This is a genomic window from Mycetocola spongiae, from assembly GCF_020424085.1.
Lineage (GTDB): Bacteria > Actinomycetota > Actinomycetes > Actinomycetales > Microbacteriaceae > Mycetocola > Mycetocola spongiae.
Genome location: NZ_CP080203.1, coordinates 244,817 through 269,425 on the forward strand (window position 1 = coordinate 244,817; position 24,609 = coordinate 269,425).

Genomic DNA, 24,609 nt, shown 5'->3' on the forward strand with positions numbered 1-24,609 from the left:
CGACAACGATGTCCTAAGGAGCACCATGACCCTCTACGCCAACCCCGGAACCGCCGGCTCCATCGTGAGCTATCGCTCGCGCTATGACCACTACATCGGGGGCGAGTTCACGCCGCCCAGCGGTGGGCAATACTTCGAAAACCGCACCCCCGTGACCGGGCAGGTTTTTACCGAGGTGGCCCGCGGCACCGCCGCCGATATCGACGCCGCGGTGGATGCCGCCTGGCGGGCATTTGAGACCTGGGGCAAAACCTCCGTGACCGAGCGCGCGATTATCTTAAATCAGATCGCCGACCGGATGGCCGAGAACCTCGAAAAAATCGCCGTGGCCGAGTCCTGGGAAAACGGCAAGCCCGTGCGCGAGACCCTCGCCGCCGATATTCCGCTCGCGATCGACCACTTCCGCTATTTTGCCGGGGCCATCCGCGCCCAGGAGGGCACGCTGGGCGAGATCGACGGCGATACCGTGGCCTATCACTTTCTCGAGCCGCTGGGCGTGGTGGGGCAGATCATCCCCTGGAATTTCCCGCTGCTGATGGCCGTCTGGAAGCTCGCACCGGCGCTCGCCGCGGGCAATACCATCGTGCTGAAGCCCGCCGAGCAGACCCCCGCCTCGATCCTGCTGCTGATGGACATCATCGGCGACCTGCTGCCGCCGGGAGTGCTGAATATCGTCAACGGCTTTGGCATCGAGGCCGGGGCCCCGCTGGCCTCGCATCCGCGCATCCGCAAGATCGCCTTCACCGGGGAGACCACCACGGGCCGGCTCATCATGCAGTATGCCAGCGAGAACCTGATCCCGGTCACCCTGGAGCTGGGCGGCAAGAGCCCCAACGTATTTTTTGAGGACGTGGCCCGCGAAAAGGACGCCTATTACGATAAGGCGCTGGAGGGGTTCAGCTTCTTTGCGCTGAACCAGGGCGAGGTATGCACGTGCCCCTCGCGCGCGCTCGTGGCGGCCTCGATTTATGACGGGTTTGTGGCCGATGGCCTGGAGCGGGTGCGGGCCATTAAGCAGGGCAATCCACTGGACACCGAGACGATGATCGGCGCACAGGCCTCCAATGATCAGCTGGAGAAGATCCTCAGCTATCTGGATATCGGCAAGCGGGAGGGCGCGAAGCTGCTGATCGGCGGCGAGCGCGCGGACCTGGGTGGCGAGCTCTCCGGGGGATATTATGTGCAGCCCACCGTATTCGAGGGCAGGAACGATATGCGCATCTTCCAGGAGGAGATCTTCGGCCCGGTGCTGGCGCTCACCAGCTTCCGCGATTATGACGAGGCCATCTCGATCGCCAATGACACGCTCTACGGCCTCGGTGCGGGGGTATGGAGCCGCGAGGCAAATACCCTATACCGCGCGGGCCGGGCCATCCAGGCCGGCCGGGTCTGGTCCAATACCTATCACCAGTATCCGGCCCATGCCGCCTTCGGTGGCTATAAGCAGTCGGGTATCGGCCGCGAAAACCATAAGATGATGCTTGATCACTATCAGCAGACCAAAAACCTCCTGGTCAGCTATGCCGAGGGACCGATGGGCTTCTTCTAATGCCGCATACCGGGGTGCCGCGGCGGGTGGAGATCACCGCCGCGGCCGCCGGGCTGCTGCGGGAGCTGGCCGCCGCCCACGGGCCGCTGATCTTTCATCAGTCCGGGGGCTGCTGCGATGGCAGCTCGCCGATGTGCTATCCGGTGGGGATGTTTCGCATCGGGGCCGCGGATATTCTGCTGGGCGAGCTTGAGGTGGCGGATATCGATCCGGTGCCGGTCTATATGTCGCGCTCGCAGTTTGAATATTGGCGGCATACCCATCTCACGATCGATGTGGTGGAGGGACGCGGCTCCGGGTTTTCGATCGAGGCCCCGCACGGCAAACGCTTCCTAATTCGCTCGCGGCTTTTTAGCGATGAGGAGAGCGCGGCGCTTCGGGCCGCGGAATCTGCATCGTAAAGACGCGGGCGGCGAGGCGGGAGAGCGCGGGGGTGGCCAGGACGATCCGGGCCATCCCCGCGCGCACGCGCAGCCCCGGCCCCGAGGCGGGGGCACCCCAGGAGGCATTGGCCTCGGCGATGGCCGCGGCCAGGCGGGCGCGGCGCACGCGGATCCGGGCGGCCGCGCGCAGGGGCTCGGAGGAATCCCCGCGCGCGGCCGCGAGAATGCCCGGCAGCAGCGCGTGGGCGTCCAACAGGCCCAGGTTCATGCCCTGCCCGCCGATCGGGGAGATCTCGTGGGCGGCATCGCCGAGCAGCGCGATCCCCGGGCCGGTCATCGCGGAGACCACGCCGCGCCGCGTCCCAAAAAACGTGGCATCGCTGATCTCCGGGAGTGCGGGGGCCTCGCCGCCGCGACGGCCCACCAGCGCGCATAGCGTGGCCGCGGGATCGCCGCGAGGGTCCGTGCGGCCCAGGTGTGCCACCCAGCGCCGCCGGTTCCCGGGTAGCGGGAAGGATTCCAGGACCCCCTCGGGATGAAAGATCAGCGTGGCCACGGGACCCAGATCGCCCCGGTCGGGCGCATCGCCCATCACATAGCGATGCCGCGAGACGCGCGTGCCGATGCGCGCATGGGCCTGCGCCCGGGCAGCGCCGCGGGCCCCGTCCGCGCCCAGGATAAACCGGGCCTCCCACGTGCGCGGGGCCGCGGCGGTCTCGGGCGGCACGGATTCAATCACGCGCATCCGCTCGCCCGTGCGGGTGATCCGGCCCGCCCGGAATCCGCGCAGGATCGTGACGCCGGCGCGTTCGGCAAGGGCCCGCTCCAGCAGGGAGACCACGCGATACTGGGGGAGGGTCACGACGTGCCGATAGCGGCTGCCGGGCACATCCAGCGCGAGCCGCGCATCCAGGAGCGGTGCGCCGAGGTCCGCGCCATAAAAGATCGCCCGGCCCGCGAATACCCGCACGCCCTCGCGCGCGATGCGCGCACCGAGGGGTTCGCCCGCGAGGGTGAGTGCGTCCAGGGCCGCCAGCGCGGGCGGGTGCAACCCGATGGCCTGCGAACCGGGCGGGCGGGTCAGTCGCGCCTCCAGCACCGTGACCCGGGCGCCGGACTCCGCGAGCAGCGCGGCCGCAAAGAGCCCCACCGGCCCCGCCCCCAGAACCAGCACATCCGCGCTCGCCTCCGGGGTGGGCATATCCGCGCTCATCCCCGCCCCCGCCGCGGCTCCCAGAGCGCAAGCACACGCGCGGGGGCCTGCGTACCCACCCGCCAGCCGGGGGGAAGCTCCCGGGCCAGCTCGCCCGGGGTCAGGCTGCGCCGGATCGAGGTGAGCCCATCCCGCCGAATAAACGTGGACCGTGCAATCCCGGGCAGCGCAAGCGGGGAGGTGGCGAGAAAAAAGCCCAGATACGCGGCGGAGGAACGGGCAATATCCGAGTGCACCACCCGGATCCGGGCCAGCGCCTCACTGTCTTGCCAGAGGGCCTCGCGCTCGCGCCCGGTCAGGTGGTGCAATACGTGATTGGACACCACAAAATCCGCGCGCTCCCCGGCGGCCACCAGATCCGAGCTATGCGCCGTGCGCCAGGAGATCGCGGGGCTGGTGCGGGGCTGCCGCCGGGCGTATTCCTGTGCGCGCGGATCGGGGTCCAGGGCGCTGACCCGCAGGCTCACGCCGTCCCGGGCCGCCCAGCGCACCAGCGCGCGGGCCAGATCCCCGCCGCCCGAACCGATATCGATCAGGCTATGGGTGGGCCCGGTGAACCCCGTTCGAATATATGTTCGATAGGTGTGTTTCCAGCCCGCAAACGCGCCATTAACCAGCGGGAACTGCGCATAGGTGCGCTCCAGCACGGCCCGGTCACACCCGGGATCGTCCATGAGCTCGCGCACCCGGGTATTACGCGCGGAGAGCGTCGGCACGGCCGTCCCCGAGCGTGCGGGTGAGAAGCCCGGTCTCCACGGTCAGGCCCGGCCCAAAGGCCATCGCGCAAACGCGCTCTCCCGCGGCCACGTCGCTATCGTGCAGGATCTCGCGCAGCACAAACAGGATGGTGGCGCTGGACATATTGCCATAATCGCGCAGGACCGTGCGCGAGGGGATCATCTGCTCCTCGCTCAGCCCCAGCCGGTTTTGCACCCGGTCCAGGATGCTGCGCCCGCCCGGGTGCACCGCCCAGCGGCCGATATTGCCCGCGGGATCCGCGGCGAGTTCCGGCTCGGCCTCCAGTACCGGCCCGAGTGCCCCGGCGATATAGGTATCGATGATCTTGGGTACGCTCGCGGAGAGGATCATCTCGAAGCCCTCATCGCCGATGGTCCAGGCCATTTCCGTCTCGCCCACCGGGACCAGTTCGCTGCGCAGCCGGTCCAGGCGCAGCCCGGGGGACTGTGCCGTGCCCAGGTCGGTTCGGGCCGAGACGATTGCGGCCGCCGCACCATCGGCAAATACCGAGGCCGCGACGATCTGATCGGGATCGCTCGAGGAGCGCACATGGATCGAACACAGCTCCGTGCTCACGATCAGTACCACCGCGCCCGGATCGGCCTCGCAAAAGGATTGCGCTGCCCGCAGGGCGGGGAATGCCGCATAGCAGCCCATAAAGCCGATGTTATAGCGCAGGGTGCCGGGGGCCAGGCCCAGCTCGCGCACGATCTGATAATCGGGCCCCGGGGCATAAAATCCGGTGCAGGACACCGTGATCACATGGCTGATATCGGCGGCGGTCAGCCCGGAAACGGCGCCGAGTGCGCGCCGCGCGGCGGCCAGTGTAAGCTCGCGGGCCCGCTCGATATACAGCTCATTACGTTCCCGGGTACCGGGGGAGCCGAGCAGCCCCGTGTCCCGATCATAAAAGGCGCCCGTGCCCGCGGGGCCCTCGGTATTAAAGTCATCCACCACGCTGTGCCGGGTGTGGATGCCCGAGGCGTCAAATGCGGAGCCCACGAGGCGCTGCCCGAGCCGGGTGAGCCCGGGCTGGGCGGCAAAAACGTCGCGCGTTATGTCCTGAATCAGAATATTCGGAGGTACTTCGGTCTCAATCGCTCGAATGATAACGCTCATGATTCAACATAACCGGCGGGGCCGGGAATAACAATGATCGAGGTGCGTTCCCGATAGAGTGACCGATGGGCAAAATATCATCTCGCAACCGCCCACCACGTACCGAAGGACACGCACCATGAGCACTCTCCTCCCGACCGAGGCAGCGGGGATCGGCGGCGATCGCATCGCCCTCATCGCCATGCACTCCAGCCCCCTGGAACCCGTGGGCTCGGGAGAGGCCGGCGGCATGACCATCTATCTGCTGGGCCTCGCCCACCAGCTGGCGCTCGCCGGAAATACCGTGGACCTCTTCACCCGGCGCACCGATCCCGATCTTCCCGCCGAGACCGAATTGGAACCGGGCGTGCGCGTATTCCTGCTTGATGACGGCGACCCCCGCTATCACGATAAGCCCGAGATTCCCGCGCTCGCCGCGGCCTTCACGGAGGAACTGATCCGCCGCGAACCCTATGACATCGTGCACTCGCACTACTGGCTCTCCGGCCTGGCCGGGCTGCCCGCCGCGCGCGCCTGGGGCGTCCCGCACGTACAGACCTTCCATACCGTGGCCGCACTCACCGCGACCCTGCGCCCGCCGGGGGCGGGCCCGCAGGCGCCCGAGCGCTTTGCCGGGGAGGAGCGAATCGCCCTGGAAAGCGACCTGGTGATCGCCCTGAGCCGCGCCGAGGCCGAAAAAATCGCCGGCGATAGGGTACGCGTGGTCAGCCCCGGGGTGGACCGCGAACTCTTCCGTCCCGGCACCAACGCCGGCTATCTGTTTATGGCCGCGCGGCTGCGTACAGTGAAGGGCATCGACCTCGCGATCTGCGCGCTCGCCGAGATCCCGGAGCGGGAGCGGCCCGAGCTTGTGGTGGCCGGCGGCGGAACCCCCGAGCATCGCGAGCGCCTGGAATCCCTGGCCGCCGCCAAAAACGTCACGCTTCGCCTGCTGGGCAGCCTGGACCGCGAGCGCCTCGCCGAGGCCATGCGTGCCGCGGCCATCGTGCTGATCCCGTCCTATTCGGAAACCTTTGGGCTGGTGGCCACCGAGGCCGCGGCCAGCGGCGTGCCCACGATCGCCTCGCGCGCGGGCGGGCTCGTGGATGCCGTGAGCGAGAACGAGAGTGGCCTGCTGGTGACCGGGCGCGATCCGGTGGACTGGGCGGCGGCAATCCAATCGCTGCTGCGCGATCCCGCGCGGCGCGATGCCCTGGGCATCTCGGCCCGCGAGTATTCGGCCCGGGTCGAGGAGCGCGACGGGGTGGATCGCATCCGGGCGCTGTATAACTCCCTCCTGGACGGCACCGGGCTGCCCCCGCGGCCCTAGCCCGCGCCGCGCGGTTCTGCCCAGGGCGAAAATCCGACGGCGGGTGCTCCGCCCTCGGCATAATCGTGGATAACGCGCAGGGGCCACGCGTAATCTGGCGCCATAACCCTCATAAAGGAGAAAATTATGGCTATCTATGATGTTTCGGACCGCTCCGCAATCGTGACCGGCGGCGGCTCCGGTATCGGCCGGGCCGTGGCGCTGGAACTCGCGCGCAGCGGTGCGGCCGTGCTGGTTGCCGACCTGAACGCCGAGCACACCGAGGCGGTTGTCGCGGAGATTCGCGCCGCCGGTGGTACCGCCGAGGGCCTGATCGGCGATGTCACCGATCCCGCCTGGGGCGAGAGCGCCGTGGCCGCCGCCGAGAAGCTCGCGCCGCTGCGCATCGCCGTGAATAACGCCGGTATCGCCGGCGCCTCGGCCCCCGTGGCCGAGTATCCCGTGGACGCCTGGCGCAAGGTCATCGAGATCAACCTCAACGCCGTGTTTTATGGCATGCGCGCGCAGATCCCCGCGATGATCAAAAACGGCGGCGGTTCGATCGTGAACATGGCCTCGATCCTCGGCGGCGTGGGCTTTGATAACTCCTCCGCCTATTCCGCGGCCAAGCACGGCGTGGTGGGCCTGACCAAGACCGCCGCGCTGGAAAACGCCCTGACCGGTGTGCGCGTAAACGCCGTGGGCCCGGGCTTTATTAAGACCCCGCTGCTCGGTGCAAATATGCCCGCCGCGCAGCAGGAGTTCCTGGCCAACCGCCACGCGATGAAGCGCCTGGGCCTGCCCGAGGAGGTCTCGCCGCTGGTGGCCTTCCTCGCCAGCGATGCCGCGTCGTTTATCACCGGCAGCTATCACCTGGTTGATGGCGGCTACTCGGCACAGTAGGTCCCGCGGCGCGGGGAGTGTGGGGAACGGCAATTTCTGGTTCGATAGACCAATGAGTGTTTTCCCCGCCTCCCTGCGCCGTATTCTTTTTCTCCACGCCCACCCCGATGACGAGACCCTGGCCACGGGTGCGGCTATCGCCACGCTCGCGGGGCGTGGCGTGGAGGTGGCCGTACTCACCGCCACCCGCGGGGAGCGCGGCGAGGTGGTCCCGGGCCCGCTCTCGGTGCTGCTGGACCGCGGCGAGCTGCCGCGCGAACGCGAGCGCGAACTGGCGCGCGCCCTCGCCGCGCTCGGCGTGAGCGAACACCGCTATCTGGGGGCCACCCCGGGGGAGTTTTCCGATTCCGGAATGCAGTGGGGCGCCGATGGCCGCGCCGAGCCGCCCGCTGATGCGCCCGGGAATGCGCTGAGCACCGTGCCGCTGGAGGCCGTGGTCGCGCGGGTACTCGGCATCGTGGACGAGCTACGCCCCGAGCTGATCGTGAGCTATGACGCGGGCGGCGGATATGGCCATCCCGATCACGTGCGCTGCTGGGAGGCGGCGGGCGCGGCGGGTGCGCTCCGGGACCTCCCCGTGGTCGCGATCGTCACGGAGGATCCGCAGCCCGGGGATACCGTGATCGCGGTGGCGCCCGTGGCCGGGCAGATGCGCGCGGCGCTGAATGCCCATCGCACGCAGCTCACGCTGAGCGGGGACGTGATCACCCACTCGGGTGGCCAGGAGCAGGAGTTTCCGGTGGAGGAACGCTACCGCGCGTCCGGGGCCGGCGTATCGGGCGAGGGCCGGGGAAGAAGCACGGGCGCGAGCGCGTAATAGAGCGCGATCGAGAGGAGTGCGGCCGGCACGGCCCCCGCGAGCCGCTCAAAAAATAATATTCGGAGCGCGGCGCCAAGCGCGATCGCGCAGGCCACGGTCCACAGCGCGCGGCTCATGCGTGAGGGGGCGCGCCGCGGCGGGCCCCACGCCTGGACCGGGGCGAGCACCAGATAGAGATTGGCGCAGACCCAGAACAGGGTGAGATACGCGGCGTCGCCGAACCCGCCGTGCGCCGCGCCGATCCCGGGAAATAGCCGGATCAGGCCTACCCCCAGCAGCACGGGGATCGCGGCCGCGGTGAGGGTCCCGGCCCATCCCGGCAGCGCGCCCGGGCCCGTTCCCCGGATCATTGCCGGGGCCGATCCGGTGGGCTGGTGCTCGCGGTTGCTGTGGCCGTCATGGAGTCTGCCCGGGGTCGCGTGCCAGGCTCGGCCGCGCGGATCGGGCCGAGCATATCCAGTTTTCCCGGGCGGCACGGAGAAAAACTAGCTCACGGCCGTTGTGTCCGGGCCCCGCCGAGCCGGCCCCGGCCCCGGGGAGGCCCCGCGTGGCGCCGATCCGCGCCCCCGCCCGCGCGGAGGGGGCTCGGATCGGCCGCCGCCGCCCGGGACCCTCCCGGACAGCCCGCGGGCTAGGCGGGGCGGGCGGCGTTAATCCGCCGCCATCTTCCGTCCAGGAGCGGGATCAGCGCGATCAGGGTATATACCAGCGCGATCACCAGGAAACACGCCCGCAGCCCCCACGTCTCCGCCCCCACCCCGGCGAGCATCGCCCCGAGCGGCATTCCCGCCCAGGACCCCGCGAGCATCAGGCTCTGCGCGCGCGCCCGCATTGCCGGGGGTGCCAGCTCCAGGCGCGCGGTTCCGGCTATCGGGTTAAGCACCCCCGCCGAGAGCCCGGTGAGTGCCGCCGCGGCAAAAATCATCGGGAGCGGCGCGCCCAGGCCCAGCGCCAGCGAGAGGGGGAGGCCCGCGATCAGCAGCGCCAGAAAAAATACCACCCGTCGCGGGAGACGCTGCCCCCAGGCCCCATAGGCGAGCGCACCGGCCAGGGCCCCCGCGCCGAGCGCGGCAATCAGCGCGCCGAGCACGGCCGCCCCGCCCAGGTCGCGCTCGGCGGCCAGCGGAAGCAGCACCGAGAAGCGCGCGGCATCCAGCACGTTGATCAGCAGGAAGATCAGGACCAGTCCGCGCAGTACCGGCTCCCCGGAGACAAAGATAAAACCCGCGCGCAGATCGGCCCAATAGCCCGCCGGATCCTCGGCCCCGCCGCGCCCGGCGGGTTCCGGATCGCGGCCCACTCCGCGCAGCACGATCACGACCGCAAGCGCAAATAGTCCGGCGGTGGCCCCGGCTGCCCCGCCCGGCCCCCAGAGTGCAATCAGGATTCCGCCGAGCGGGGCCCCGAGCATCAGTGCCGCGCGCTCGACCCCCGTGGCAAAGGCCACAACCCGCGCGAGCGGCTGGCCCGCCGCGGCCGCGAGATCCGGCAGCAAGACGTTCTTGGCGGTATTGCCGGGGGTATCCAGGAGGCCACCGAGAAAAAGCAGCGCCAGCAGCGCGGGAAACGCCAGGGTGCCGGTGGTGGCGAGCACGCAGATCGTGAGCATCGTGGCGCCGCTCGCGGCATCGGCGATCATGCTGGAGCGCCGATAGCCGATCCGATCCACAAGCACCGCGCCCAGCGGACCCCCCAGCACCACCGGGACCGTGGCCACCGTGCTCGCGATGCCCATCTCGATCCCGGAGCCGCCCAGGCTCAGGACCAGGAACGGGGTGGCCAGCACGGAGATGGCATTGCCCACCTGAGAGGCACCACAGGCGAGAAGCAGGGCGGCCAGGCGGCTGCGACCCCCGGGTATGGCCGCGGCCGGGAGGCCACTCATGCCGGGTTCGCGGGTGGGAGCACCTCGGGTGCGGGGAAAACAGCGTACTGGGCCGCGATGATCACGCTGCCCTCCGGGTTCGCGGCCCGGGCCGGGTCCTGCGGGCGATAGCTCTCGATCACCGCGGCGATCTCCGCGCCCAGCTCGCGCGCCTCGGCGGGGGTCAGCCGCAGCTGGCGATCGCCGAGGGTGGCGGCCCCGGCCCACTCGGGTGCCCAGCGCTCCTGCTGGTCCAGCCAGAGCCGCGCGCGCTCGGCGTGCGCGGTCACCACGGCGTGGGCAAATTGGGTGCCCGCCTCGCGCCCCGCGTCATCGCCGGGGGCGGGCGGGGCGGTGGAGGTCAGTGCCGAGGCGGCGACCCACCAGCGGTCGCGCGCGTGCACGGTGACCTCGGTTAGTGCGCCGGGATCGGCGGGGAGGATCATGCCCACCTCGGCGAGCCGGCGCAGGTGATAGCTGGTGAGTGCCGAGGACTCCCCGCAGGCAGCGGCGAGCCGGGTTGCGGTGGAGGGCCCCAGCGTGCGCAGCAGGCCCAGCAGCCGCAATCGCAGCGGGTGAGCGAGGGCGCGCAGCGTGCGGGCATCGCCGATGCCGGGGCTAGGGGGCTTATTCATGCGCCCACCCTAGCAACGCAAACACTGCTTTGCAAACAACTCTTTGCAAGGTGGATAAAAACCCGCCCGCCGTTCCGGGGGAGCGGCGGGCGGGTGCCTAGCGGCGGCTAGGGCTTACCGAGGGGGATCACCAGCGGCGAACCGGTGACCGGGTCCTCGATGATCTTGCACGGCAGCGAGAAGACCTCCTCCACCAGATCCTCGGTGATGACCTCGGCGGGCGGGCCGCTGGCCATGATCTTGCCGTCCTTCATCGCGATCACATGGGTGGCATAGCGAGCCGCATGATTCAGATCGTGCAGCACCGCCACAAGCGTCTGGCCATTGCTGCGGTTCAGCTCGCGGAAGAGCTCCAGCACGTCGATCTGATGCGCGATATCCAGATAGGTGGTGGGCTCATCCAGCAGGACCGCGCCGGTCTCCTGGGCGAGGACCATCGCCACCCAGACGCGCTGGCGCTGGCCGCCCGAGAGTTCCTCGACGAGGCGGCCCGAGAGCTCGGTGGTTTTGGTGGCGGCCAGGGCGGCCACCACGGCCGCCTCATCGGTGGCCGACCAGCGATCAAAAACACCCTGGTGCGGATAACGGCCGCGGGCCACCAGATCGGCCACCCGGATTCCATCCGGCGCAATCGAGGTCTGCGGCAGCAGCCCCAGGCGGCGCGCGAGCTCCTTGGTGCCGAGCTTGGAGATATCCCCGCCGTCCAGCAGGACGTGGCCGGTGCTGGGCTTCAGCAGGCGTGCCAGCGCGCGCAGCAGCGTGGACTTGCCACACGCATTGGGTCCCACGATCACGGTAAAGGAACCCTCGGGGATATGTACCGAGAGGTCCTCGCTGATCAGGCGCTTATCGTAGCCGATGCTCACCGACTCGGTCTGCAGCTTCGCCGTGCCCGCGGGCGCGGGGGAGGCGGTGCGGGTCTGTTCTGTGTTCAGCGTCATTTATTCTTATACTCCCGAAGTAGCAGCCAGATCAGGTATACGCCACCGATCGACACGGTAACAAGGCCCACCGGGACGCCGATTTGCTGGGCAAATATATCGGCGCCGGTGAGAAGAAGTGCGCCCACGGCCGCCGACGGCAGCAATTCTACCCCGGAGGACCGGGTCAGTCGCCGGGCAATCTGCGGGGCGGCGAGGGCGATAAAGGAGATGGGGCCGGCCGCGGCCGTGACCATCGCGGTCAGGGCCACCCCCACCAGCGTGGCCGTGAGCCGGGTGCGCTCGACCCGGCTGCCCAGTGCCTGGGCCGCGTCGTCTCCCAGTTCCAGCTGTCCCACGCCGCCACCCAGGCCAAAGGCCAGCGGGGCGAGCACCAGGAAGGCGATAAACATGGGCCAGAACTGGGTGAAGCCCAGGGCGTTCAGCGAGCCGGCGCCCCAGGAGGCCACCACCATCGCCTCCTTGACGTCCACGATCAGCATCAGATAGGAGTTCACCGAGCCGAGCAGTGCGCCGATCCCGATGCCGATGATGATCAGGCGGAAGCCCTGCACCCCGCCGCGATAGGCGAGCAGATAAACCACGAGGGCCGTGACTGCGCCGCCGATCAGCGAGCCCGCGGCGATTGCCGTATAGGAGCCCGAGCCGATCACCAGCATGACCACAAGTGCCCCGCTATAGGAGCCCGCGGAGAACCCGATCACATCGGGGCTTCCCAGCGGGTTGCGGGTCAGGGACTGGAACATCGCGCCACTCATGGCCAGCGCGGCGCCGCAGACCACCGCAAAGAGTAGCCGCGGCAGTCGCCACTCGACCACAAGCATGTTGATCTTGGCGCTCTCGGCGTTACCCAGCAGCGCACCCAGTACCTGTCCCGGGGTGAGCTGATAGCTGCCCAGGCCCAGGCCAATCACGCCGATAATAAACGTCAGGGCGAGCAGGATCAGGACCACCACGAGGCTGCGCCGATCCATGCGCCAGGAGAGCCTGAGCCGTTCGGGTCGCAGCGCGATCGTGGGGCGGCCAAAATCTAGTTTTTCGCTCATAGTCCACTCGCCGTCTTTCGGCGGGCCAGTGCGATCAGCACCGGCGCACCCACGAGGGCGGTCACCAGGCCGACCCGCAGTTCGCCCGTGGGCAGCAGGACGCGGCCCAGGATATCGGATATCAGCAGGAGCAGCGCGGCCACCACCATGGAATAGGGGATCACCCAGCGCTGATCGGGGCCGGTGAACCAGCGCACCGCATGCGGCACCATTAGGCCCACAAACGCGATCGGACCCGCGATGGCGGTGGCCGCACCGGCCAGCAGCGTGACCGAGATGATCACCAGCACCCGGGTGGAGCCGATCTTCACGCCGAGCGAGCGGCCGAGGTCGTCTCCCAGCGCGAGCGCATTCAGCGGGCGGGCCACCGCGAGGGCGATGATCAGGCCCACCACGATAAACGGTGCGATCTGCGCCACGACCTCCATCGAGCGGCCGCTGAGCGAGCCCACGCCCCAGAAGCGCATACCGTCAAAGAGCTGGGGGTTTTTGAGGGCGATGGCCGAACCCACGCCGCCGAGCACGGCGCTCAGCGCCACGCCCGCGAGCGTGAGCTTCGCGGGGGTGGCCTTATCGGGGCCCGTGGAGCCGATGATATAAACGATCACGGTCACGGCGGCCGCGCCGATCATCGCAAACCAGACATACTGCGAGGCGCTGCTCAGGCCAAAAAACCCGATTGCGAGGGTCACGGCAAAGCCGGCGCCGGCGTTGACCCCGAGGATTCCGGGATCGGCCAGGGGGTTGCGGGTGAAGGCCTGGATGAGTGCGCCACAAACGCCCAGCGCGGGGCCCACGATCAGGCCCACCACCGTGCGCGGGACCCGCAGCTCCCAGACGATGATGTGCTCGGTGGAGCCATCAAACGCGAAGATCGCGTTCATAATCGTGCCGGGGGACATATCCCGGGCCCCGATGAAGACGCTCAGCAGGCTGACCACCGCGAGCAGGGCCAGCGCGAGGATAAACCCGGCGCTGCGCAGCCATACGGAGCGGGCCAGTCCCGCCGCGGGGGTGGAGGTTGCGGCGGTCATGCGGGCCTCAGCGCTCCCGGAATGGGGGAGAGCGGCGGGGGGAGGGGGGCTAAACGGGACATCGGGCCGGAGGGGGTTCTTTCTCGAGAACGAAGGGGGAGTGACGGTTGCCCCCGCGTCGGTGCGAGGTAAGGCTAACCATAATTTAGCGCGGATCGGGGGATCACGTTCCGACTTTTTGTCGGGACGTGATCCCCGGGTGGGGGTGTCCTAGCGGTTGATCATGTCCGCGAGCGCGGGCACAAACGTGTCCAGCGACCACGGGATCGACAGCGCCGAGGGGGCGGAGGTGGCCATAACCAGCGACTTATCGCTCAGGAAGAGGGCGTGGTTCTCGGCCACCGGACGCCAGCGCGCCATGAGTGCATTGCCGAGGGTGGCCTGCTCCTCGGCGGTCTCGGAGCCCCAGAAAATGAAGAGATCGGCATCAAGGCGGTCCAGGTCCTCGAGGCTCACGGCCTGGGAGAAGCCGCCATCGGGGGTGGTATTCTCGGCCACGCCGGGGGCCAGGGTCAGCCCCAGCTGCTCCACGATCTGGATGCGCGGATCGCTCGGGGCGTAGACGCCCAGATCGGAGTCTCCCTCGCTCAGCGAGGTGCCATAAACAAATGTCTTGCCCGCAAACTCGGGGTGGGCCGAACCCTGGATCTCCATCTGGGTATTGGTGGTGGAGACCAGGGCCTCGGCGGTGGACGTGCGGCCCAGGGCCTGGCCCACCGTGAGGGTCAGCCGATCCCACTCGCTGGCCCACGCGGTCTTATCAAAGGCCACGGTGGGGGCGATGGTGCTCAGGCGCTCATAATCGGTCTCGGTCAGCCCCGAGTGCGGCGCGAGGATCACATCGGGGTCCAGGGCGAGCATCTGCTCAAAATCGATCTCGCCATTGGAGCCGTTATTCAGCTTCTCGGGCAGCGTGCCGCCGAGCTCCTCCACGCGGTCGGCAAACCAGGGCAGATAGCCGTCCTCATCGCCGCCCCAGATATATTCGGGGACCCCCACGGGGGTGACCCCGAGTGCGGCCACGGCGTCCTGGGCGCTCCAGCCGATCGTGACCACGCGCTTGGGTTCCTCGGTGATCGTGGTCTCGCCATAGACGTGCTTAATCGTGGTGGGGAACGCGCCCTCATCGGCCTGGCCGATCACGCCCGTGGCCTGGGAGCCAAGCGGCTCCTCCTTCTCGGGGCTTCCGGCGCAACCGGTGACGATGAGGGTGGCGGCGGCGACGGTGGCGAGGGTGCTCGCGAGGCGGCGGCGGCGCGAGCGGGTGGGGGAGTGCAGGGGCATGTGGTGCGGGTGCTTTCTCTCGGTGGCCGGATGCGGCCGCTCGTGCTTAGGTAAGGCTTACCTGGTTAAGTCTAGGTTGTTCTACCGTGTTTCACGAATTATCGGGGAAAGTTTTCGTGAATGAGGCTACCCGCGGTCGCATGATTCGCCGCGCGGATGGCCGGATTTGCCGTGTTTTCCGGCGCATAACGCCCGCCCGATCCGGGGATCGGGCGGGCGGGCGGCTAGCGGGAGACGGTCTCCGAAAGCATCGGCACAAACTTATCCAGCGACCACGGGATCGAGAGCACCGTGGGGGCCGAGGTGGCCCAGACCAGATCGCTATCGGTGAAGATCAGCGCGTGGTTATTCTCCACGGGCGACCACTGCTGCATCATCGGGTTCTCAAGCGTGAGGGTCTTGCCCTCGTCATCGCCCCAGGCGATCAGGACGTCGGTCTCGAGCTGGTCGAGGTTTTCGAGGCTATAGTTCCAGGCGGCCTTCTCGCCCTGCTCGTCCATGCGCTTAATCTCGGGGGCGCTGACCATGCCCAGCTGCTCCACGATCTGCACGCGCGGATCGCTGCCCCCGTAGAGGCCCATGGTGCTTTCGCCCTCGGAGAGGGTCAGGCTATAAACAAAGGTTTTTCCGGCAAACTCGGGGTGTGCGGCCGCCTGCGCGGCGATGCTGGCATCGGTATCGGTGATCAGCTTCTCGGCGCGATCGCTGCGGCCCAGGGCGGTGCCCACCGTGCGGGTGAGCTCCTTCCAATCGGAGGTCCAGGCGGTCTCGGGGAAGGCCACCGTATCGGCGATCTTGCTCAGGCGCTCATAGTCCTTCTCTGTGATGCCCGAATACGGGGCGAGGATCAGGTCGGGGTTGAGCTCCAGGAGCTTTTCGAAGTCGATCTCGGAGGAGTCGAGGGTCACGGGCTGTTCGCCGCCAAGCTCGGTGATTTTCTCCTCAAACCAGGGCAGATAGCCTTCCTTATCGTCGCCCCAACCAAATTTGGGGATCGCCACGGGAACCACGCCCAGCGCGGCCACCACATCGTGGGTGGACCAGCCGATCGTGACGATGCGCTGCGGCTCCGCCTCGATGACCGTTTCGCCATAGGCGTGTTCCAGGGTGGCGGGGAAGGCCCCGCCGGCCGCGGCGGAGGATCCACCCTCGGCGGGGGCGGTGGTGGAGGAGCAGCCCGCGAGCAGGAGGGCCGAGGCGAGCGTGAGTGCCAGTGCTGTGGCAATGCGGGGGCGGAACGGGGTGCGGGTCATGGCGGGTATCGGGGTGCTTTCAGTCCGGGGGAGCGGGGGCCATAAAAGGGTAGGCTTACCTCACTTGGCCACGTCGGGGCCGAATCTCAGACTAGGAGTTTTTGGGCGCGCATGGCAGACGAGTCTTATCGCGGATCGGACAGAACCGGGGTCATTGCGGGCCGCCCGTCCCGAAAATAGCCGCCCGGGCTGTGTCCCGTGACCCGGCGGAAGGCAGCCCCAAACGCGCTCACGGTGTGATAACCGACGCGGCGACCCACCAGGCCCACGGGTTCGCCGAGCGAGAGCAGCGCGATGGCCGCGCGCACCCGCACCAGCAGCCGCCACTGGGAGAAGGTCATATTGATGTCCTCGGAAAAGGCGCGCGCGAGCGTGCGCACCGAGAGATTGAGCTCCAGCGCCCACTCGTCGAGCGAGCGGTCATCCGCGGGATTGGCGAGGATCGCCGTGCTCAGGGGCAGGATGCGCGGATCGCTGGGCCGCGGCACCGCGAGGTTGGGGATGCCCACCGCGTGGATCAGGTCGATGCCCACGCGCTGCGCACGCAGGCGCTTTTCCGGCTCCATGCCGGTGGCCGCGAGGTGCAGGAGTAGCTCGTGCAGGGCGCGGCTCACGCCGATGGTCACCGGCTCGGGCCAGGTGATCTCGCAGCCCTCCGGCGCAAAATACGTGCAGCAGTACTGGGACTGGGTGGAGGCCAATACCTCGTGGCGCTGGCCCGCGGGGATCCACAGGCCCAGCCCCGGGGGCAGCACCCAGTGGCGGTCGGCGGTATGCACGTTAATGGATCCGCGGTCGGACCAGATCAGCATGTGTTCGGCGTGGGTATGCGGTGCCCAGCGCTCCCCGGGGGTGCCCAGATGGGTATTGGTGGTGAGGAGAAAATTATCGGGGACGCGGCGCTCTGCCGCGTGTCCGGAATGCGATAGCAATTGACCTCCGAATTGGTAGAAGCAAGACCAGCCTACCCTTACCATCGAATGGTGTTACCTACCCCGAGTGCCCCTCCCCAGCCCGCCGATACGCCGTGGACGGGAAAAAGAATCCTCCGCACGGCACTGATTTCCGAGGGTCGAGGGCAAAAACTCTCCGGGGCCTCGCTCGGGTTTATCCTGCATCAGGCCACCGAGGCGCTGGTGCCCGTGGTGGTGGGGGTGGTGATCGATCGCGCGATCGGCGGATCGGATCTGCCGCAGCTGCTGCTGTGGCTCGGGATCCTCGGGCTGAACTTCCTGGTGCTCTCGCTGTCCTGGCAGTGGGCGGCACGCATGATGGTGGATGTTTATGGCTATGGTGCCCATGATCTGCGCTCGGCCTCGGTGCTGCGAGTGCTGCATCCGCGCGGGGTGCGCGGCCGCCGCGGCTCGGGTGACCTACTCTCGGTGACCGCCTCGGATACGGCCCGGGTCTCCGGGGTGTCCTGGTCGATTACCGAGCAGATCGGCACGCTCTCCGCGATTGCGGTGTCGACCGTCTCGCTGCTGATCATCTCGCTCCCGCTGGGGCTCGGCGTGATCGCCGCAACCCTCATTGTCCTGGGGGTAATGCACGTGGTCTCGCGCCCGCTGGAACGCCGCGGCTATGAGGAGCAGGCGGCCGCCGCGAGTGCCGGGGCGATGGCCGCCGATCTGATGGAGGGGCTACGTGTGCTCTCCGGGATGGGGGCCGAGGCCGAGGCCGCACGCCGCTATCGGCTGCGCAGCCGGGGTTCGGCCGCCGCCGCGGTGCGCGCGGCCCGCTCGCTCGCGGCCTATGAGGCCCTGAGCACGGCGCTCTCGGCGGTATTTCTTGCGGCTACCGCGCTGGCGGCGGGGGCGATGGCGCTCTCCGGTCAGATCACCGTGGGGCAGCTTGTGGCCGTGGTGGGGCTTGCCCAGTTCCTGCAGGGTTCACTCGCGCATGTGGGAACCTTCGGGGCGAACTGGGCGCATAAGCGCGCCTCGGTCTCCCGGGTGCGCGAGCTGCTGGCGGCGGAGTTCCACCTCGCCGAGGATGCCGCGCGGCCCGCCGCGGGGGAGCCGGAGCCGGTCTCGCGCCTGGAGTTTGGGGGAGTGGACGGGGACCTGCTGGTGGAGATTTTGCCGGGCGAGCTGGTGGGGGTGCGGGTGGCCGAGGCGCGTGATGCCCGCGCGCTCTCGGATCGCTGCGGCCTGCGCGCCGACCCCGCGGAGGGTGCCCTCCGCGTGAACGGCGTGCCCGCCGATGCGCTCGGGATCCGCGCGCTGCGGGAGCGAATCTTTGCTCCCCCGCATGCCGCATCCGTCTTCAGTGGGACGCTGCACGATAACCTCAGTGACGCGCTCCTGGATGAGCGCAGCCTACGGGCCGCGGCGCTGGATGATGTGATCGACGGGCTGGGTGGCAGCGCCCGGGGTGAGGTGGGCGAGCGTGGGTCCCGGCTCTCCGGCGGCCAGCGCCAGCGCGTGATCCTGGGCCGCGCCCTGCACCGCCCGCACCCGCTCCTGGTCCTGGATGAGCCCACCACCTCGCTGGATGCGGTCACCGAAACCACAATCGCGCGGAGGCTCCGGGAGCATCCCGCGACCCTGATCGTGATCACCACGAGCCCGGTTCTGCTGGCCGCCTGCCACCGTGTTATCGATGCTACAAGTTTTCGGATGGATGCCTCCGCATGACCTCGACGTTTTTGACTCTGCCCATCGCGGATGCCCGGGAGACTCGCGCCGCGGTGGCCCACCTGATGCGCACCCGGCGCGGTCTGCTTGGCGCCGCGCTTCTCACCCTGCTGCTGGGATCGGCCGTTTCCCTCCTTACCCCGCTGCTGCTGGGCATGCTGGTGGACGCTGTGCGCGATTCCGCCGCGACCTCGGCGCTGCTCTGGCTCGGCGGCGGCCTCCTGGCCTCCGGGGTGCTCGGCGCCCTCATCGTGATGGCCGGTTCGGTGCTCATGGCGCGCCTGGTGCACTCGGCCCTCGCCGAGCTGCGCGAGGGGGTCCTGGATGCCGCGCTGCGCATTCCCATCGGGCAGGTGGAGGCCGCGGGCAGCGGCGACCTGGTATCGCGTGTCACGGGGGATGTGGAGGCCGTGGGCGAGGCCGCGAGCGGGATCCTGCCGGGCCTGACCGCCTCGGCCTTCGCGATCGGCGTGACCATCGTGGGCCTGGGTGTCCTGGATCTGCGCCTCGCGGCCGCGGCGCTGATCGCGGTGCCGCTGCAGTGGTGGGTCACCGCGCGCTTCATCCGCCGCTCCCGCCCGGTCTATCGCGAGGTGCGTGCGGCCGAGGCCGCGCGCAGCCAGCACACCCTGGAGGCCGTGACCGCGGCCGATACGATCCGAGCGCTGGGCAGCGTGGAGCATCACCGCACCCTCGTGGATGCCAGCAGCGCCCACGCGGTGGAACTGCAGCGCCGCGCGGTCGCCCTGCGCACGCGCTTTTTTGGCGGGCTCAATGCCGCCGAGTATCTGGGGTTGGCCTCGGTGCTCACGGTGGGATTTATCCTGGTATCGCTCGGGGAGGTCAGCGTGGGTGCGGCCACGGCCGCCGCGCTGTATTTCCTGCGCCTGTTTGGTCCGATCGGGCAGCTGCTCTCCAGCATCGACGAGCTCCAGCGCGCGGGGATTGGCCTGGCGCGCCTGGTGGGCGTGATGAATCTGCCGCTGCCCGCCGCGCGCCCTGAACCCGTCGCACCCGGCGCGGGCGGCGTGGAGATCACCATCTCCGGGCTGGACTATGGCTATGACGCGGGCCGCGCCGCCCTCAGTGATATTCATCTGAGCGTGGCCGCGGGCGAGAATATCGCCCTCGTCGGGGCCAGTGGCGCGGGCAAGAGCACGCTCGCCCGGCTGATCGCGGGCCTCCTGGAGGCCGACCGCGGCGCGCTGCGGCTCACCCGGGACGCCGAGCCGTTCCGGGGCCGACCCTATCTGCTCAGCCAGGAGGTGCACGCCTTTGACGGCACGCTGCGCGAGGACCTGCTGCTGGCCGGCCCCACCCGCGGCGAGGCCGAGGTCCTGGCCGCGCTCAACGCGGTGGGCGCGCAGTGGGTGCATACGCTCCCGGAGGGGTTGGCCACCCGGATCGGGGCCTCGGGCGAGGCGCTGGATCACGCCCGCCTCCAGCAGCTTGCGCTGGCCCGGCTCCTGCTGGCCGATCCGCCGCTGGTGGTGCTGGATGAGGCCACCTCGGAGGCCGGGTCCGGCGGCGCGCTGGAACGCGCGGCCGAGACCGTGCTTGCGGGTCGCACCTCGGTGGTGGTGGCCCATCGCCTCTCCCAGGCGCGCGCGGCCGACCGAATCGCGATGATGGACGCGGGGCGGATCGTGGAGCTGGGGAGCCACGAGGAACTGCTGGCCGCGGGCGGGCTCTATGCCAACCTCTGGGCGGCCTGGGCGCGCGAGCGCGGCTAGCTGCGACCTCCGCCGCCGGGGTGACCCGGCCGGCCTAGGCGGTCTGGGTGTGCGGCAGCGCGACCGGGGCCCCGCCGAGTGCGTGCGGGAATGTGCGCACCTCGATATCCTCCTCGACCTCCAGGCCAAAGAGCACCTCCAGCGCCTCCAAATAGCGGTCGTGCTCACCATTGCGGGCGAGGTCGCGCGCCCGCACCGTGGGCTTATGCAGGAGGCGGCCCATCATATGGCGCAGCGCCTTCTCGGCCACGCCCTCGGCATCGCGCCCGGCCACGCGCGCGATCTCCTCGTCCAGGATGCGCTGCGCATAACCGCGCAGGGCCACCACCGCGGGGTCTAGCGCCTGCTCATCCGTGACGGAAACAAATTTTTTGGCCGCGCGATTCACGATCACATGGGCCCGATCGGTGGCCTCAACCTCCTCCAGCGGGGCGTGAATGCGGATGGTCTCCAGGTCCAGCAGGTCCACGCCGCTCACCCCGGAGACATCGGGATTCACGTTGCGCGGCAGGCCCAGGTCGATCACCAGCTGGCCGGCGGCGTGATCCACCGGACAGCCGGGCGTGCCATCGCGGTCAAAGGCTGGAAGCGTGGGTTCGGCGCGCCGGCCGGCGCGCAGAATCTCGGCATCCAATACGTATTCGGATGCGGTGGTGCACGTCACGATGATGGTCGCGGCGGCCGCCTCGGCGGCATAATCGGCGGCGGCCACCCAGGGGATATCGTGGCCCTCGGCAAAGCGGCGGGCGCGGCCCGAGGGGGAATACACGGCAATATTGGTGACGCCGCGATCGCGCAGTGCGGCCAGGCTTGCACCCGCATAGGCACCCGTGCCCACGAGCAGGACCCGGGTCCCGGACCAATCGGCGATGCGCCCCTCGGAGAGGTCGAGGGCGAGGCGCACTATCGAGCGCCCGGCGCGCCCCAGCGGGGTCTTATTTTTGACGCCGCGCGAGGTCTGCGATGCGCGCTGAAAGAGGCGTTCCAGGTGGCTCGTGGTGGTGCCCTCGGCGCGCGCGGTTTCCAGCGAGCGGCGCACCTGACCGGCGATTTCCCCCTCGCCCACCACCACCGATTCCAGGCCCGCGGACACGGCAAAGAGGTGGCGCGCGGCATCCTCGCCCACGTGCAGCGACCAGACCTCGCGCAGCTCCTCGGCGGCGATCCCGGTGGCCTCGCTCGCGGCGGCGGTCACGGCGGCGCGGCCCAGGGGCGGCGCGCCGGCGAGATCCAATTCCAGATAGGCCTCGAAGCGGTTGCAGGTGGCGATGACCACGGCCCCGGAGACGGCCTCATCAAAGGCGGTGATGGATCGACCGAGGCTCTCGGCGCCGGTGGACAGGCGCTCGAGAAGGTCGAAGGAGGCGTTCTTATGGCTCGCGGTCAGACAGATCAACACAGCACCATGATACCCACAGATTTTTGGTGTCTGACCAGCATATAGTTCCCGACAAGGTGTCGGTGAGGGCTCGACAATCTGTCGGCTACATCGGCCGAAGTATTTGAGAGTATAGAGACATGCACGTCACCTCGAATCATCCCCTGGAAGCCGGTCTTACGCATGACTCCCGGCTGATCACCGCCTACCGCGGCACCCGTCCCGATGTCACCCCGGTCTGGTTTATGCGCCAGGCCGGACGCTCGCTGCCGGAATATCGCGCCCTGCGTGTCGGAACCCAGATGCTTGATGCGTGCCTCACCCCGGAGTTGGCCAGCGAGATCACGCTGCAGCCCGTGCGCCGCCACGGCGTGGACGCCGGAATCTTCTTCAGCGATATCGTGGTGCCGCTCAAGCAGGTGGGTGTGGACGTGGAGATCGTCCCGGGGCGCGGCCCCGTCCTGGGCAAGGCCGTGCGCACCCCCGCGGATGTGGCCGAGCTCATCGCCCACGATCCCGCGCAGCTGGAGGATACCCTCGCCCCGATCGTCGAGGCCGTGGGTCTGACCGTGGCCGAACTGGGCTCCACCCCGCTGATCGGTTTTGCCGGGGCACCGTTTACGCTCGCCGCCTATCTGGTGGAGGGTGGCCCCTCCAAGGACCACATCCACGCGCGCACCATGATGCATGCCGAGCCCGAGGCCTGGGCCGCGCTCATGCGCTGGACCGCCCAGGTCACCGGAATCTTCCTGCGCACCCAGATCCTCGCCGGCGCCTCCGCCGCGCAGCTCTTTGACTCCTGGGCCGGCTCGCTCTCGCGCGCCGATTATGAGGCACACGTGGCCCCGGCCAGCCGCCTCGCCCTCGAATACGTGCACGATATCCGCTATACCGTGGCCACCCCGGAGGGGCGCGAGACCCGCGACCTCTCGGTGGTGCACTTCGGCGTGGGCACGGGGGAGATCCTGAAGCCCATGCACGAGGTGGGCGCCGATGTGGTGGGCGTGGACTACCGGATTCCGCTGGACGAGGCCTCGCGCCGGCTCGGCGGCACCGTCCCGGTGCAGGGAAATATCGATCCCGCGCTGCTCGCCGCCCCGTGGGAGGTCCTGGAACAGCATGTCCGCGAGATTCACGCGCGCGGCCTCTCGGCCCCGTCCCACGTGATGAACCTCGGCCACGGCGTGCCTCCCGAGACCGATCCCGCCGTGCTCACCCGCATCGTTGAGCTGGTGCATTCCCTGTGATCCGGCAGCGCCATGTGGTGATCATCGGCGGGGGTATCTCCGGGCTGGTGGCCGCGCTGGACTGCGCGCGCGTGGGCATCCGCGTGAGCGTGATCGAGGCGGGCGAAAGCCTCGGCGGCAGCGTCTCGCGCAGCGAGGTGGCCGGCCTCGCCATCGATACCGGTGCCGAAAGCTATGCCACGCGCGGCGGCAGCGTCCGCACGCTCGTGGAGGGCCTGGGCCTGGGGGAGTCCATCGTGACCCCCGAACCCGCGGGCGCCTGGCTGCGCCGCGGCGACGGCCAATCCTTTCCGATGCCCAGCACGGGCATCCTCGGCATCCCCTCCAATCCGCTGGCCGCGGATGTGCGCGCGATCATCGGCTGGAGCGGGGCGATCCGCGCCTATGCCGACCGGATAAAGCCCGTACTCACCGTGGGCCGCGAAAAAAACCTCGGCGCGCTGGTGGAATCCCGCATGGGCGAGCGGGTGCTTAACGAGCTGGTGGCCCCGGTCACCCGCGGCGTGTACTCCTCCGATCCGGAAAACCTCGACGTGGACCTCGCCGCCCCCGGCCTGAACGCCGCGCTGACCACCACGGGCTCCCTGTCCGGCGCCGTGGGCAGCCTGCGCGGATCGGCCAAGCCCGGATCCCGCGTGGAATCGCTGCGCGGCGGCATGTATACCCTGGTGCTCGCGCTTGAGGCGGAGATTCGCCGCCTCGGCGGCAGCATCCTCACCGGCGTGGCCGTGACCGAATTGGTCGCGATCGTGGACGGCGAGGCCGAGCGCGTTAATCCGCTGGATCCCGAGGCCGAGGCCGTGCCCGCGCCCGAGATCCCCGCGGATGAGTTCCCGGCGGATCCCGAGGCCCCCGCACCCCTCTGGCGGGTATTCCTCGCGGCCGATGCCGCGTTGGATGCCGATCATGTGATCATCGCCACCACCGAGCGCACCGCGCTGGGGCTCGCGGGCGCGCATACCGAGCTGGGCGAGGCCCCGGCCGCGGCCGAGCCCGAGGAGCTGGAAATCCTCAGCCTCGTGCTGGATGCCCCGGCCCTGGACGCGCATCCGCGCGGCAGCGGAGTCCTCGTGGCCGATGGCCCGGGCTCGGGCGTGAGTGCAAAGGCCCTCACCCACTCCACCGCCAAATGGGCGTGGCTCTCCGAGGAGTGCACGCGCCTCCACGGCGGACGCCACGTGGTGCGGCTGTCCTATGGCCGCAGCGGGGCGCGCGGCGCGAGCGTGGGCCTGGACGATACCGCCGCACGTAATCTGGCGCTGCGCGATGCGTCCGCGATCCTGGGGGTCGAGCTGGCCCCCAATACGGTGGCCGGGTTTACCCGCGATCGCCACCACAGCACACTTCCGGGCGCTGCGCTCGGCCAGCGCGAGCGATCCTCGCGCCTGCGCCGGGTCATCACCGGTATCCCCGGCCTCGACGTGACGGGTGCCTGGCTTTCGGGCACCGGGCTCGCCTCGGTCGTCCCCGACGCTCTTGCGGCCGCAGGCCGCGTGCGTCACCTGGTTGCACAGTCCTATCTCGCCTCCGGCGAGCTGTCCTAAG

22 protein-coding genes are annotated in these 24,609 nt (G+C 69.2%); 9 read left to right on the forward strand and 13 right to left on the reverse strand.

Annotation, left to right across the window (positions count from 1 at the left end):
- Positions 1-25: 25 nt before the first annotated feature.
- Complete coding sequence (gene exaC, locus KXZ72_RS01295; RefSeq protein WP_226081946.1) at positions 26-1,549, forward strand: acetaldehyde dehydrogenase ExaC; 1,524 nt, start codon at positions 26-28, stop codon at positions 1,547-1,549.
- Positions 1,549-1,950 carry a DUF779 domain-containing protein gene (locus KXZ72_RS01300; RefSeq protein WP_226081947.1) on the forward strand — a complete coding sequence of 134 codons (402 nt, stop codon included), beginning with the start codon at positions 1,549-1,551 and terminating at the stop codon, positions 1,948-1,950. Before exaC ends, KXZ72_RS01300 begins: the two co-directional genes overlap by 1 nt.
- Here the strand turns inward: KXZ72_RS01300 and KXZ72_RS01305 are convergent.
- Genes KXZ72_RS01305 through KXZ72_RS01315 form a run of 3 tightly spaced genes read right to left on the reverse strand, consistent with a single transcriptional unit; the run spans position 1,901 to position 5,002 of the window.
- Positions 1,901-3,145: an FAD-dependent oxidoreductase gene (locus tag KXZ72_RS01305; RefSeq protein WP_226081948.1), complete on the reverse strand. Its 1,245-nt coding sequence runs from the start codon at positions 3,143-3,145 to the stop codon at positions 1,901-1,903. The two genes, KXZ72_RS01300 and KXZ72_RS01305, sit on opposite strands and share 50 nt — an antisense overlap.
- Positions 3,142-3,861 (reverse strand): methyltransferase domain-containing protein, encoded by a 720-nt coding sequence (locus tag KXZ72_RS01310; protein ID WP_226081949.1) that lies wholly within the window; start codon positions 3,859-3,861, stop codon positions 3,142-3,144. The genes KXZ72_RS01305 and KXZ72_RS01310 overlap by 4 nt, the downstream gene beginning before the upstream one ends.
- Positions 3,839-5,002 (reverse strand): type III polyketide synthase, encoded by a 1,164-nt coding sequence (locus KXZ72_RS01315; protein ID WP_226081950.1) that lies wholly within the window; start codon positions 5,000-5,002, stop codon positions 3,839-3,841. The genes KXZ72_RS01310 and KXZ72_RS01315 overlap by 23 nt, the downstream gene beginning before the upstream one ends.
- Before the next feature lie 118 nt (positions 5,003-5,120).
- Here KXZ72_RS01315 and KXZ72_RS01320 point away from each other — a divergent pair, with 118 nt between their 5' ends.
- From KXZ72_RS01320 to KXZ72_RS01330, 3 genes are all read left to right on the forward strand, one after another.
- Positions 5,121-6,311: a glycosyltransferase gene (locus KXZ72_RS01320; protein WP_226081951.1), complete on the forward strand. Its 1,191-nt coding sequence runs from the start codon at positions 5,121-5,123 to the stop codon at positions 6,309-6,311.
- A gap of 126 nt (positions 6,312-6,437) precedes the next feature.
- Positions 6,438-7,193: an SDR family NAD(P)-dependent oxidoreductase gene (locus KXZ72_RS01325; RefSeq protein WP_226081952.1), complete on the forward strand. Its 756-nt coding sequence runs from the start codon at positions 6,438-6,440 to the stop codon at positions 7,191-7,193.
- 52 nt (positions 7,194-7,245) lie between these two features.
- Positions 7,246-8,010, forward strand: a complete 765-nt coding sequence (locus KXZ72_RS01330; RefSeq protein ID WP_226081953.1) for a PIG-L deacetylase family protein — start codon at positions 7,246-7,248, stop codon at positions 8,008-8,010.
- Here the strand turns inward: KXZ72_RS01330 and KXZ72_RS01335 are convergent.
- The 9 genes from KXZ72_RS01335 to KXZ72_RS01375 form a co-directional block, all read right to left on the reverse strand.
- Entirely contained in the window at positions 7,944-8,363 is a 420-nt protein-coding gene (locus tag KXZ72_RS01335) for a hypothetical protein (RefSeq protein WP_226081954.1), read from the reverse strand. The genes KXZ72_RS01330 and KXZ72_RS01335 overlap by 67 nt on opposite strands.
- A 281-nt stretch (positions 8,364-8,644) precedes the next feature.
- Positions 8,645-9,898: an MFS transporter gene (locus tag KXZ72_RS01340; RefSeq protein WP_226081955.1), complete on the reverse strand. Its 1,254-nt coding sequence runs from the start codon at positions 9,896-9,898 to the stop codon at positions 8,645-8,647.
- Complete coding sequence (locus KXZ72_RS01345; protein WP_226081956.1) at positions 9,895-10,512, reverse strand: helix-turn-helix domain-containing protein; 618 nt, start codon at positions 10,510-10,512, stop codon at positions 9,895-9,897. Before KXZ72_RS01345 ends, KXZ72_RS01340 begins: the two co-directional genes overlap by 4 nt.
- A gap of 107 nt (positions 10,513-10,619) precedes the next feature.
- Positions 10,620-11,453 carry an ABC transporter ATP-binding protein gene (locus KXZ72_RS01350; protein ID WP_226081957.1) on the reverse strand — a complete coding sequence of 278 codons (834 nt, stop codon included), beginning with the start codon at positions 11,451-11,453 and terminating at the stop codon, positions 10,620-10,622.
- Positions 11,450-12,499 carry a FecCD family ABC transporter permease gene (locus KXZ72_RS01355; protein WP_226081958.1) on the reverse strand — a complete coding sequence of 350 codons (1,050 nt, stop codon included), beginning with the start codon at positions 12,497-12,499 and terminating at the stop codon, positions 11,450-11,452. The genes KXZ72_RS01350 and KXZ72_RS01355 overlap by 4 nt, the downstream gene beginning before the upstream one ends.
- Entirely contained in the window at positions 12,496-13,533 is a 1,038-nt protein-coding gene (locus KXZ72_RS01360) for a FecCD family ABC transporter permease (protein WP_226081959.1), read from the reverse strand. The genes KXZ72_RS01355 and KXZ72_RS01360 overlap by 4 nt, the downstream gene beginning before the upstream one ends.
- Positions 13,534-13,743: 210 nt before the next feature.
- Positions 13,744-14,817: an iron-siderophore ABC transporter substrate-binding protein gene (locus KXZ72_RS01365; protein WP_226081960.1), complete on the reverse strand. Its 1,074-nt coding sequence runs from the start codon at positions 14,815-14,817 to the stop codon at positions 13,744-13,746.
- A gap of 224 nt (positions 14,818-15,041) precedes the next feature.
- Positions 15,042-16,070 carry an iron-siderophore ABC transporter substrate-binding protein gene (locus KXZ72_RS01370; RefSeq protein ID WP_226081961.1) on the reverse strand — a complete coding sequence of 343 codons (1,029 nt, stop codon included), beginning with the start codon at positions 16,068-16,070 and terminating at the stop codon, positions 15,042-15,044.
- 125 nt (positions 16,071-16,195) lie between these two features.
- Positions 16,196-17,002 (reverse strand): AraC family transcriptional regulator, encoded by an 807-nt coding sequence (locus KXZ72_RS01375; RefSeq protein WP_226081962.1) that lies wholly within the window; start codon positions 17,000-17,002, stop codon positions 16,196-16,198.
- A 48-nt stretch (positions 17,003-17,050) separates the two neighbouring features.
- Here KXZ72_RS01375 and KXZ72_RS01380 point away from each other — a divergent pair, with 48 nt between their 5' ends.
- Positions 17,051-18,706, forward strand: coding sequence for an ABC transporter transmembrane domain-containing protein (locus KXZ72_RS01380; protein WP_226081963.1), 1,656 nt, complete (start codon positions 17,051-17,053; stop codon positions 18,704-18,706).
- Positions 18,703-20,439: an ABC transporter ATP-binding protein gene (locus KXZ72_RS01385; protein WP_226081964.1), complete on the forward strand. Its 1,737-nt coding sequence runs from the start codon at positions 18,703-18,705 to the stop codon at positions 20,437-20,439. Before KXZ72_RS01380 ends, KXZ72_RS01385 begins: the two co-directional genes overlap by 4 nt.
- A 34-nt stretch (positions 20,440-20,473) precedes the next feature.
- On the opposite strand, the gene KXZ72_RS01390 is transcribed toward KXZ72_RS01385, so the two are convergent.
- Positions 20,474-21,838 carry a glutamyl-tRNA reductase gene (locus KXZ72_RS01390; protein WP_226081965.1) on the reverse strand — a complete coding sequence of 455 codons (1,365 nt, stop codon included), beginning with the start codon at positions 21,836-21,838 and terminating at the stop codon, positions 20,474-20,476.
- A 119-nt stretch (positions 21,839-21,957) separates the two neighbouring features.
- On the opposite strand from KXZ72_RS01390, the gene hemE reads away from it, so the two are divergent.
- Both hemE and KXZ72_RS01400 read left to right on the forward strand, forming a co-directional pair.
- Positions 21,958-23,064 carry a uroporphyrinogen decarboxylase gene (hemE, locus tag KXZ72_RS01395; protein ID WP_226081966.1) on the forward strand — a complete coding sequence of 369 codons (1,107 nt, stop codon included), beginning with the start codon at positions 21,958-21,960 and terminating at the stop codon, positions 23,062-23,064.
- The gene (locus KXZ72_RS01400; protein WP_226081967.1) at positions 23,061-24,608 is read left to right on the forward strand and encodes a protoporphyrinogen/coproporphyrinogen oxidase; all 1,548 of its coding nucleotides are present in this window, start codon (positions 23,061-23,063) and stop codon (positions 24,606-24,608) included. The genes hemE and KXZ72_RS01400 overlap by 4 nt, the downstream gene beginning before the upstream one ends.
- The last annotated feature ends 1 nt before the right edge of the window (position 24,609 follow it).

Bases quoted from the DNA above. Each gene is read 5' to 3' on its own strand.
- hemE (WP_226081966.1), top strand. From the start codon at position 21,958: ATGCACGTCACCTCGAATCATCCCCTGGAAGCCGGTCTTACGCATGAC.
- KXZ72_RS01345 (WP_226081956.1), bottom strand. From the start codon at position 10,512: ATGAATAAGCCCCCTAGCCCCGGCATCGGCGATGCCCGCACGCTGCGC.
- KXZ72_RS01385 (WP_226081964.1), top strand. From the start codon at position 18,703: ATGACCTCGACGTTTTTGACTCTGCCCATCGCGGATGCCCGGGAGACT.
- KXZ72_RS01320 (WP_226081951.1), top strand. From the start codon at position 5,121: ATGAGCACTCTCCTCCCGACCGAGGCAGCGGGGATCGGCGGCGATCGC.
- KXZ72_RS01315 (WP_226081950.1), bottom strand. From the start codon at position 5,002: ATGAGCGTTATCATTCGAGCGATTGAGACCGAAGTACCTCCGAATATT.
- KXZ72_RS01355 (WP_226081958.1), bottom strand. From the start codon at position 12,499: ATGAGCGAAAAACTAGATTTTGGCCGCCCCACGATCGCGCTGCGACCC.
- KXZ72_RS01380 (WP_226081963.1), top strand. From the start codon at position 17,051: ATGGTGTTACCTACCCCGAGTGCCCCTCCCCAGCCCGCCGATACGCCG.
- KXZ72_RS01305 (WP_226081948.1), bottom strand. From the start codon at position 3,145: ATGAGCGCGGATATGCCCACCCCGGAGGCGAGCGCGGATGTGCTGGTT.
- KXZ72_RS01360 (WP_226081959.1), bottom strand. From the start codon at position 13,533: ATGACCGCCGCAACCTCCACCCCCGCGGCGGGACTGGCCCGCTCCGTA.
- KXZ72_RS01335 (WP_226081954.1), bottom strand. From the start codon at position 8,363: ATGATCCGGGGAACGGGCCCGGGCGCGCTGCCGGGATGGGCCGGGACC.
- KXZ72_RS01370 (WP_226081961.1), bottom strand. From the start codon at position 16,070: ATGACCCGCACCCCGTTCCGCCCCCGCATTGCCACAGCACTGGCACTC.
- KXZ72_RS01325 (WP_226081952.1), top strand. From the start codon at position 6,438: ATGGCTATCTATGATGTTTCGGACCGCTCCGCAATCGTGACCGGCGGC.
- KXZ72_RS01350 (WP_226081957.1), bottom strand. From the start codon at position 11,453: ATGACGCTGAACACAGAACAGACCCGCACCGCCTCCCCCGCGCCCGCG.
- KXZ72_RS01330 (WP_226081953.1), top strand. From the start codon at position 7,246: ATGAGTGTTTTCCCCGCCTCCCTGCGCCGTATTCTTTTTCTCCACGCC.
- exaC (WP_226081946.1), top strand. From the start codon at position 26: ATGACCCTCTACGCCAACCCCGGAACCGCCGGCTCCATCGTGAGCTAT.
- KXZ72_RS01300 (WP_226081947.1), top strand. From the start codon at position 1,549: ATGCCGCATACCGGGGTGCCGCGGCGGGTGGAGATCACCGCCGCGGCC.
- KXZ72_RS01365 (WP_226081960.1), bottom strand. From the start codon at position 14,817: ATGCCCCTGCACTCCCCCACCCGCTCGCGCCGCCGCCGCCTCGCGAGC.
- KXZ72_RS01340 (WP_226081955.1), bottom strand. From the start codon at position 9,898: ATGAGTGGCCTCCCGGCCGCGGCCATACCCGGGGGTCGCAGCCGCCTG.